The following is a 10,297-nucleotide window of genomic DNA, read 5'->3' on the forward strand; positions in this document are numbered from 1 at the left end:
TTTCCCGTAATAGCAAGGCACTTTTGAAAGCGCATAGCCCAGCTATGTGCTTTCAAAATAACGCAGCTAGTACGGGAAATAAAGCTATTTTTAGATTAGGAGAACGCGGTCTAGATCATTTAGTACATCTGTCATATTTTGGTAGCGTTCATTTGGATCTTTAGCGATCATTTTATCAATAATTTTTTCTATTTCAGGGCTTACTTCTGGAACTATTTCAGTGATAGGTTTAGGAATTTGTTCATTTATATTTTTTATGATCTCTTTGGCATCGTTACCAGTAATAGGGTATTCACCTGTTAATAATCTGTAGAACGAAACGCCCAATGCATATATATCAGCGCGCTGATTTGCTTCTTGAGGGTTATGAATAAGTTCTGGGGACATGTAATACGGTGTTCCCATGGTCGACGCTTTTTTTTGTAGCTTAGAAAGTTGACGTGCTAATCCTAAATCCATGATTTTCACGATACCGTCGTGGCGAATAATAAAATTAGAAGGCTTTATATCGCGGTGAACAATATCAAATGAGTGGATATGTTCAAGCCCCTGACCTGCTTGAATAATAATATCAAGCGCATCTTCTTGAGAGAGTTTTTGTTCTTCTAAAAGACGATCTCCTAGATTAACACCTTCTACTAACTCCATAGAGTAGTAATAAAAACCTTGATCGTTACCAACTTCGAAAATATGAACAAGATTTGGGTGATTAAGTGCCGCAGACAGACGCGCTTCTCGATAAAATTGATTTAAGTGCTTTTTTTTTCGCGCAAACTGGTCAAATAATATTTTCAGAGCTATTGTTCGTTCTAATTCAAGCTGCACAGCACGATAAACAATCCCCATACCACCAGAAGCAATCTCTGAGATTAGCTGATAACCACCAAGAACGCGATTGATCAACCCTTTACGGTTAGGATCATCACTCGAAACAGCTTGCTGAATAAAGCGGCGTATTTCGCGCGCTTCTTTGATTTCATTCATACGTACTTGTGTGGCTAAACCGTGGGAAACGACTAGTTGATCAATGGGGATCAAAGTTTTTTGTTCTAATGCGCGTTTCTGAATAGTTAGACACTTTTCGAGTTTATCTTGAGGAACAACCTTCATTTTTACTACATAGTCGACAATAGCTTGGTTCTCTATTTTTTTAATATTAACCTTGCGCTTTTTTTGCAAGTTAATGATTTGTTCTTTAGACAAAAGTTTTTGTGAAAATAATATTTGTTCAATACTATCTTTACCTTCGTTTTTATCGAAAAGGTCAACACTTTGTAGTAGTTGTTCTTCTGTTAGCCATTTTTTTTCTACAGCTAACTTACCTATATTTGTATGCATTACACAACCCTCATACTTAGCATGGTCAAATCATCGTGCTGTGGTCCGGTATTTTGGTGACGCAAAACACCACAAACAATATACTTTGTAAAAGCATCTGAACGAAAATTAGCACCCTTGGCTATAGTTCCAAATAACCTCTCTTCACCATATTCTTCTTGATCAGGGCACATCGTTTCCACTAGTCCATCAGTAAACAAAATGAAGCGATCTCCAGCTTCTAATTGAATAACCTCTTCGCGAAGAGTCCTATTGAAAGCATTACCTGATAAAATTCCTAACGGCATTCCTCCTTTTTTAGTCTCAATGCATTTATTTTCTCTATGTCGCCATATAACTGCGGGATTGTGCCCAGCGCAAGAACAACAAAGTTCTCTTTTTTCAATATCCAGAACTCCGTAATAAACGGTACAGAAAAAACCTGGAAGTATGTCTCGTGCCACCATTGGATTTACTTTTTCTAATAGCTGTTTTGGGCTCTCGCAATGAGGAGCCCAAGTTTGAACAGCGGAGCGAACCATAACCATAACCATCGCTCCAGTAATTCCGTGTCCAGAAACGTCTGCAATTAAAAAACCAATCTTATTGTCATTAATTTTGATTACATCAAAGTAATCTCCACCAATCATATCGTAAGCCTTGTAATACGAATAGATTTCTAAACCTTCTATTTCCGGAAAAGTTTTAGGCATCAGATTCCGCTGTATTTCGCGCGCTTTTTTCAACTCAGCCTTCATTTCTTCTGAAAGCTCTGGATGCCCTTGAGGTGTTACTGGCGCTATAGGATCATCTTGTACAATAGGTGGGCAGTGTTCATCAATAAAAGGGAGGAGATTCTCTACAGCTAAATCTGTTTTAGTGTGGAAATCTAATTTGCGGTGCATTTGTACTTCAAAAGATTCTTTAGCGCTTACCATATCAGTGCATATAATTGTAGGAATACATACTCTCATAGAATCTAAAGTACGAAGGACTTCGATACCTGACATCTCCGGCAATTTAGCGTCCATTACAATTAGGTCTGGTTGCTCTTTACTTTTGGTAATTCTTTCAAGAAGTACTTTACCATCATTCACTACTTCAATTTCAAACCTAAGTTGCGTAAAAAAATCTTGATATGTTTTAATTGGTCCTTCTTCTACTTCGGCAATTAAAACGTTTCCACGCTTTTTGTCAATAATAATATCATTGCGGTCTAATTGTTGTAAAAGGCCGAAAATTTTGCTCATTTTTTCTTGAGAATCTTCTCCACCTTGTACTCCAAATTTCTTAGCAATTTCTTCGGCAAGTTGAACAATATCACCGTTCTCTGTCACTAAACTATCTAATGCTTTTGACAAGTCTTGTCCATGCGAGACCTCTTCAGCAATAATAGAAGCTTTGCGTTCTCCAGAAAAGTTCTTGATGATATTCTCAACTTCTTTGTCTGATTTTATAACTCCACCAAACAATAATTTTTGAACTTCAGGGTCCATTGTTCGAAGAGATGCCTGTAAGCTCTGCTTCGTTTTGGAGATATCTCCTCCTCCAAAACTTTCGATACTCATTTCGAAAAAGTCGCGAATTTCATCGTCTTCGTTTTCAAAATCTTTTTCAGCAAGTTGCGGAAGTATTTTCTGAATTACACTACCTATTTTTTGGAGTGCATCTGTTCCTTTAAGGCCTTTAAATTCTTCTTTGAAGATACTGTCAAAAAACTTTTTAGCTTCTGTCATATCTTCGAGATCTTCTGTAGAAATAAACTCTACTTCATCAATTTCTATATTCTTAAAAGGCAATAGTAACTCGGGGTTTATTTTACTATCAATTAAAACGTGATCGCGTTTTGCACTCATCAAAGTTACTAGAGCCTCTAATTCCTCAGACATTACACCGCGCTTAATAATTACTTTTCCAATTTCTCTTTCAGCCATTTGGCGAAGAAACTGCTCTGCAATAATATTTTTTTCAGTAATTTTTTGGTTTTGAATTAATAGCGTTTCGTTACCTTTTCCAAAAATCAAAGAAGGAGTACTGGCGAGTATTCCACGTAAATCTTCTTCTGCTTTCTCCATACCAGCAAGTACAACTGGATGCTTTTCATTGTACATTTGGCGGTCACGGATTACTTTAGAAAGCTTCATCAAAAACTCTAGTGACTTTTTTTGAAATGCTCTTTCGGATGCATTCATGATTGTACCCCTACAAAAAATCGTTATGTCTTTTCTTTTTCCCGTCTTATAATTATAAGATATTCATCATTCTTTGCAATGAGTTTCTTGCTTTCTTTAAAGCCTGTTATAAAATTGATATTAGCTATAAATTCGTATGCACATTATGATTCACTACTAAAAGTTCTAAAATGCTCTCGCCCCGGCGGCCACTGCTAAGCCTGTAAGAATTCTGGAACTTTTCCTATGTTTAAAAGCACCTATAAATTTCGTTTCAACACAATTTTGTAACAAGCTTCTAACGGAGTAAAACCAAATGAACAAATATGATTTTTTAGCGATAACTTTTTTGGTCTTCACAGTTTTCTTTTTAATCTCCGGTTTTTATCATCAAATTAATCAAAGAAAATTACAGTTGTTATGTCGTGGAAAACTAAATAATATTGGTAGTACTTTCTTTGTCTATCGCCAAACAGCTAACTACCAGCCTAAAAACTTACTTTTGTGGAGAGATAACCTTAAAAAATATTCCGCAGACCCAGAGTTTGGTCATTGTCCGAGTCAAGAAAAAGACCAACCTAGTTACCAACTCTACTTTCCAACTACCCAACAACTTTCTTCAAACAACAAGATATTATTTTTCGATAGTTCTTCGTTAGAGAAACATCACACTACAAATAAAAACAATATCTCTTGGCGTCACCTTGGAGGAGCAAACATATTACTACCCAACGGTGCTGTTGTTTACTATAAAAAAAACAATTTTTTCGCAAAATAAATTTGTTTAAAACACTTTATTTGAATATTCGGGCACTTTTATTGCACATATACAAAATTATTGACTTTATTGCAATATAAATAGTTAACTAAATTTATGCACAATTTGTTAGAATGTCTTAAATCTAATGTGGTTTGGCATTTTTAGTTAAGTACGTTGCGTTATGTACAATATACTACACTGGATTTATAGACGACTTGTCGTCTATAAAAGAGATTTTTAGTTACAGATATAATGATTTCTGTAAAATAAAAATTTAGAGCTAATTTGAAAGCTAATACTATGACTTTGGACGATAGGCCACAACAACGAAAAAAGAGAATACTTGTTGTTGATGATGAACTTACAATTGCTAATTTTTGCGCTATGATTCTAAATGAAGCGGGTATGACCTGTTTTATTGTGCAAGAATTTGATCAAGTAGAGAGTAATTACAAGTCTTTCCAACCTGACTTAATACTACTTGATTTTCACATTCCTGAGTTCGATACAATAAAATTTATTCAAACAATGCGTCAAGAGCGTAATGATATTGTAGTGCCAATTGTGGTTATTTCAACCAACGATAATCCCGATAATATTCTCTACGCTTACGATGCCGGCGCTGACGATTTTATAGAAAAACCAATACATCCAGATTACTTAATTTCCGTAATAAACTCGCGAATAAATCGTATGCAAGGCATACATAAAGTCCTCACTAGTAAATCCTTAGTTGTTCGCTCTACTCAAAAGTTATCACTTGAAAAAGCAAAAATTGGTACCCAATCATCAGCCGTACGTAAAATCTCAATTGCCGACGATATACTTCGTAAGTTCTTACTTGATTTCGACATAATGTCTCCTGATGACATGAAAAATCTTTTACGCAAACAACGCGAACTAGAACAAGATGACTATTTTGTGCGTTTATATGACCTAATAAACCACCTAAAAATGGTAGATACATGTACTCTTGATTATATTTCACTGCTAAAAGATGTCTCAGGTAAATCATTGATCGAAGGTTATGAAGCAAATAAGATTATTGCTGAAGGAGGAATGGGTCTTGTTTATAAGGGCCACGATAAAATAACGAAAGATCACGTTGCTATCAAAGTATTCTACGATAAAGAAAATGTACAATCTATCGACTTACAACGCTTTATAAGAGAATGTAACCTAGCACAATCATTAGATCATTCAGGTATTACCAAAGCCTACAATTTCGGTGAAATAAACGAAATTTACTACATTGTAATGGAATATATTGATGGTGTTACTCTAACTTCAAAAATTAAATCTGCAAATATTATCGAAGAAAAAGAGGCGTTAGCTATTTTTGGAAAAGCACTAGAAACAATGATTTTTGCTTGGGAAAAAAACATCATCCATCGCGATTTAAAACCTGACAATATTATGTTAACAACAGATAAAGTAAAAATCTGTGACCTCGGACTTGCAAAGGCAATCAATAGCGATTCACAACTGACCCAAGATAATGTTATATTGGGTACTCCTTTTTACATGTCTCCTGAGCAGTGCATGGGGAAAGAGCTGGATTACCGTACAGATGTATACTCACTAGGTGTAACTTTGTATGTCATGTTAACTGGTCATACTCCTTTTCAAGGAAATTTTTTAGAAGTTGCCCAGGGGCACATGACAGAGCATCCCCCAGAACCAAGTATTTATGATATTGAAGTATCAAGTCCTGTTCGCGAATTTTTATATCAGTTGCTGGAGAAAATGCCAGAATTTCGCTGTTCTAGTACCAAAGAGCTCTGGAAAGACTTTTGTGATGTCAAAGCAGGTAGAAGACCATATTCGCGACGCATGATCAATACTAAAAATACAATCCGTCGTCAATTTCGCCGTGTAGTACTCATCTCGACTATCGCCCTCTTAGGATTTTTCAGTTTTTGGGGCTACCATAAGTTTGAAAATATTCAAAATCACACAAATATAGAAAAATCTTTTATCAACAATGAGTACCAAACTGCAATACAACAAGCTGATATTTATTTAGTAAAAAATCCATTGGCAAACGATATACAAAAAATACGTGCTTTAAGCTATTTCAAATTAAAAAAATATAACCAAGCCGTAAGATATTTCACAAACGTTGCTATTCAATATCCGAAAGATTTAGAAGTATTGTGGGCTTATTCTTACTCCATTTTCAAAACAAAATCAACAACCGAAGCATCACTTCACATAAAAAAAGCACTCAAGATCAAAAAGCAGGCTCGTTTATACTATTTACAAGCACGTATTCACTTCCAACAAAACAATAAAAACCTAACAATAAAAAATTTGAAAAACGCAATATCTGTGGATAAAAAATATTGGCGTGCTTACTATCTAATGGGAATAACTACTTTTGAAGTTAAGTGGTTCCAAAAACTTTTCTCCTCTTTAGAGAAACAACCACAACAATTACAACAATGGCTCCACTACTCATACGGAGTAGTCCTGTTTCGCAATAAAAAATACGAAGAAGCAAAAGCTCAATTCTCATTAGCACAAAATATAGAAGAAAAACAAGAAATATCATACTACTTAGGAGTAGTTTCGTATTACCTAAATAACTACAAACAGGCCATTATCTTACTTCAAAAAAATAGCGCAAAGTTTAGCAGTTTGCAAAATCAATACAATTTGAATGTCTCCTCTAAAGACTTAGAACTAGGTGAAGATAAGGTATTTGCTTATTTAGCTAAATCTTTTTACAAAACAGGTAATAATAACACATCTCTAAAATATATTAACCAAGCACTACGTCAAAATCCTCAAAATATCGATTATTTAAAAATGCAAGTAATCATTTTAGAGAGCCAAAAAAAATACCAAGAAGTGGTAGAGCACCTCGACTTCATAATAAATAACTTTCCACAAGAGCAAAATCATGCTTTATTAAATAAAGCAATAAATTTATTTAAATTACCCAAATGGCAAGAAGCCTTACCTATTTTAAATATTCTTATACAAAAGAACTTTCAGCTACAAGAAGCGCTACCTTTACAAATAAAAGCTTTAATACGTCTAAAGAAATATGATTTAGCGCTCCAGAAAACAGAAAAATACCTAGCTTCTTACCCCGATAATACTCGAGTGTTACTACTACGTGGTAAAATATATGAAGAACAAGGAAATCTAGACATGGCGATTAAAGATTATCAAACGATTGTTCAGGCACATGAAAACTTAGAAGCCTACCAAAGATTGATTCAAATCTTTTATCGTACAGAAAAGTATTTGCGGGTTGCCGATGCTGTCAATAAAGTCTTTGCAACAGACTTAGTGCTTAAAGACACCAGACCGTATTTACTTTTTTATAGAGGAGTGGCTTACTACTTTTTAAACAGGTTACAAGAGAGCACAAAAGATCTTTCCCTTGCTCTCCAAGAAAAGAAGAAACTAAGCAAAAGAGTATTAAGTCATCTACATTACTACCAAGGGCTTACTTTTTTTAAACAAAGCAAATACGATAAAGCCCAAAAAGTTTTCGATATAGCTATAAAAACTATACGCGACAAAAGAAAAAAAGCTTCTATTCGTTTTCATTTACAAGAAATAAAAGCAAAAGGTCAGTAGTTATTCTACTTAACAAACTAATTCAATTAACTAGTACTGTGTACAAGTTTTGAAGTACTAGAGCGGACGCGCTAACATTTTTTATCAATAAGGGATAAGCGTTTGTTAAGAACAACTAAAGTAAGTTTAAAACAAACTTACTATCAGGAGTGAATTTATGAAAAAAAGTATTATATATCTAATCTTAATCATGTCATTCGTGTTTGCGGATGACCAAAAAAAAGACGTAGATAAATTAAAAGAAGAAATTGAATTTCTAAAAAGTGCAGTTCAGCAACTTTTAGAAAAAGATAAAAAATCTCAACAAGAAGTTGATTCGTTAAAACAAGAAATCGGCAAACTCAAAAATCGCGACCAAAAACACGAGAAAGATCATGGCGAATTAAAAAAGCTACGTAATGAAGTTGAACAATTGAAAAAAACGTCTGTAAAAGATGAAGATCTTTTTTCGGAAGAAGATGCACTTGATCCTTTTGCAGAAGATGATGTTTTTGTAGAAGAACAGCTTGTTGATCCTTTTGCAGAAGACGAACAGCTCGATTCTTTTACAGAAGAACAGCAAACAACTGAAGAAGATCCATCAAATGCAGAAGAGTATTTTTCAGAAGAAGCGGAACTTGAGATCGAAGACGATTTCGGTGAAGAAGACGAAACAGAATTTTATCTTCGCAACGCGGCTAATGTGCAGGGAGGCTATATCGCCGAACAATCGAGGCGTTTAACTAACGATGTACTGTCAGTTAGTGGTTTCTTCTCTCTAGAATATAGCGATTTCCAAACAAATAGTTCAACAGTAGAATCTCTATTTCCTAGTGAAGCATCCTTTAATAACTCGCACATAAATCTTTACTTTGACGCACGTTTTTACGAAAACTTCCGTTTTTTTACTGAGCTACGTTTTCTATATCAACCATTTACTGAAGTATTTGAACTAGGACAAGTAAACCGATCCGGAGAAGTTATCATCGAACGTGCTTGGGCTGAGTGGGAATACAGAGACTGGTTAAAAGTCCGCGGTGGAACATTTTTCATACCTTACGGGATTTGGAATTTAGAGCACGGAGCTCCTATTTTACTTTCAACCTTTACACCTATTTTATTACGGCGCCAAATATTCCCAGAAAGAACCACAGGGATCCAAGCAAATGGATTGGTAGATTTCGAATACTTTGACCTAAAATACTATGCATGGGTAGGAAACGGTAAGGTCCAAATAGAAGAAGCAGCTCTACCAACACAAGATAACCAAAACAACAAAGCCTACGGAGGAAGATTAGAAATTCAATTTCCTTATACTAAAGTTTTTAACGAACTTGCTTTTGGTGTCTCAGCCTATACAGGTAAAGTACAAGGCCAGGAATTTAATGGTGCAGATATCCAAAACCTCATCGCCCAAGTTTTTATTGCTGAAAACGATGTACAAACAATAGTCGATCTTGAACTTGATGGTTTTAGTGCTATTGGAGAACCTTTAGATGAATATTTAGACCGCGCCATCGGTTTTGATTTTCGCTTCCGTTTTCAGAACTTCTCCGTACAAAGCGAATTTATTGTAAACTTTATAAAACCTCTAAAAACAGCTGTAGGTCCTCTCACTGGTGTACAAGTTAAAGGAAACTCTTTTCAAGAGTACGGCGCCTACACACAATTTGCGTACGAAATTGACATAGAGCAATTTGGCTTAATTGGGCTCTTAACACCATTTGCACGCCTTGGTGTTGTGCAGGCAAACAACAAAGTTTCCAAAGAATTGGGAAGTTTTAGGGAATATACATTCGGTCTAAACTGGAAAGTAAATCCTGCCGTTGTTTTAAAAGCAGAATACATCATTATCAAATTTGCCGATGTCGATGATCGCGACTTTGGTGCTTTCTTTTCCTCGTTTAACGTTAGTTTTTAAGGAAATCATGATGAAGAAAATACTAAATATTTGTTGCGTCATTGCCTTGGTTATTTGTGGGTGTAAAACAACCACTAAAACTCCCAGTGAGCAGTACGCTGAATCTCAGAAAAGAACACTATACCTAGTAGTTCATCAAACCAATCCCAGCGAAAAAATAGCAGTGAAGGAACTGCGAAGGCTTTATTTAGGCAAAAAAGGAAAATGGGATCATCTTGTTGTTGTAAAACGTTACGATTATCCACCTCTACAAAAAGCATTTTACGAGCAAGTTTTACGAATGACCTCATCTGAAGTTACGCGATATTGGAATTATCAGAAGTTTATGGCAGGTCCTCCAAGGCCATTTATAATTAAAAGAGCAAAAGATTTAATATCCATTTTACAAAAAGAACCTGGCGGAATTGCTTACGTTACATCAAAAAATATTCCAAAAAATCTCAAAATAGTGGCTGAATTTGAAGTGGTACGCAAGTAGGTGCACTAAACATTTATCTCCTTATAATCAATTGGCTATTTTAGATATGAGTACAATATTACTTTACAACTACAAAA

Annotated in this window: 6 protein-coding genes; 4 read left to right on the top strand and 2 right to left on the bottom strand. The window is 35.0% G+C overall.

What is annotated here, in order from left to right; all coding sequences use genetic code 11:
* Positions 1-90: 90 nt before the first annotated feature.
* The gene (locus tag UABHE_RS13730; RefSeq protein ID WP_372370912.1) at positions 91-1,338 is read right to left on the bottom strand and encodes a serine/threonine protein kinase; all 1,248 of its coding nucleotides are present in this window, start codon (positions 1,336-1,338) and stop codon (positions 91-93) included.
* Complete coding sequence (locus UABHE_RS13735; RefSeq protein ID WP_372370913.1) at positions 1,338-3,509, bottom strand: SpoIIE family protein phosphatase; 2,172 nt, start codon at positions 3,507-3,509, stop codon at positions 1,338-1,340. The genes UABHE_RS13730 and UABHE_RS13735 overlap by 1 nt, the downstream gene beginning before the upstream one ends.
* Positions 3,510-3,804: 295 nt before the next feature.
* Between UABHE_RS13735 and UABHE_RS13740 the strand changes: the two genes are divergently transcribed.
* The 4 genes from UABHE_RS13740 to UABHE_RS13755 all read left to right on the top strand — a co-directional run bounded on the left by UABHE_RS13740 (position 3,805) and on the right by UABHE_RS13755 (position 10,220).
* On the top strand, positions 3,805-4,266 hold the full coding sequence (locus UABHE_RS13740; protein ID WP_372370914.1) for a hypothetical protein: 462 nt from the start codon (positions 3,805-3,807) through the stop codon (positions 4,264-4,266).
* 267 nt (positions 4,267-4,533) lie between these two features.
* On the top strand, positions 4,534-7,842 hold the full coding sequence (locus UABHE_RS13745) for a protein kinase (protein WP_372370915.1): 3,309 nt from the start codon (positions 4,534-4,536) through the stop codon (positions 7,840-7,842).
* A gap of 157 nt (positions 7,843-7,999) precedes the next feature.
* Positions 8,000-9,742 (top strand): hypothetical protein, encoded by a 1,743-nt coding sequence (locus UABHE_RS13750; RefSeq protein WP_372370916.1) that lies wholly within the window; start codon positions 8,000-8,002, stop codon positions 9,740-9,742.
* Positions 9,743-9,752: 10 nt separating this feature from the next.
* On the top strand, positions 9,753-10,220 hold the full coding sequence (locus tag UABHE_RS13755; protein ID WP_372370917.1) for a hypothetical protein: 468 nt from the start codon (positions 9,753-9,755) through the stop codon (positions 10,218-10,220).
* Positions 10,221-10,297 lie beyond the last annotated feature (77 nt).

The organism is Candidatus Uabimicrobium helgolandensis (assembly GCF_041508025.1).
In the GTDB taxonomy this organism is placed as follows: domain Bacteria; phylum Planctomycetota; class Uabimicrobiia; order Uabimicrobiales; family Uabimicrobiaceae; genus Uabimicrobium; species Uabimicrobium helgolandensis.

Coding starts and splice junctions, on each gene's coding strand:
- UABHE_RS13730 (WP_372370912.1), bottom strand. CDS start 1,338: ATGCATACAAATATAGGTAAGTTAGCTGTAGAAAAAAAATGGCTAACA.
- UABHE_RS13735 (WP_372370913.1), bottom strand. CDS start 3,509: ATGAATGCATCCGAAAGAGCATTTCAAAAAAAGTCACTAGAGTTTTTG.
- UABHE_RS13740 (WP_372370914.1), top strand. CDS start 3,805: ATGAACAAATATGATTTTTTAGCGATAACTTTTTTGGTCTTCACAGTT.
- UABHE_RS13750 (WP_372370916.1), top strand. CDS start 8,000: ATGAAAAAAAGTATTATATATCTAATCTTAATCATGTCATTCGTGTTT.
- UABHE_RS13755 (WP_372370917.1), top strand. CDS start 9,753: ATGAAGAAAATACTAAATATTTGTTGCGTCATTGCCTTGGTTATTTGT.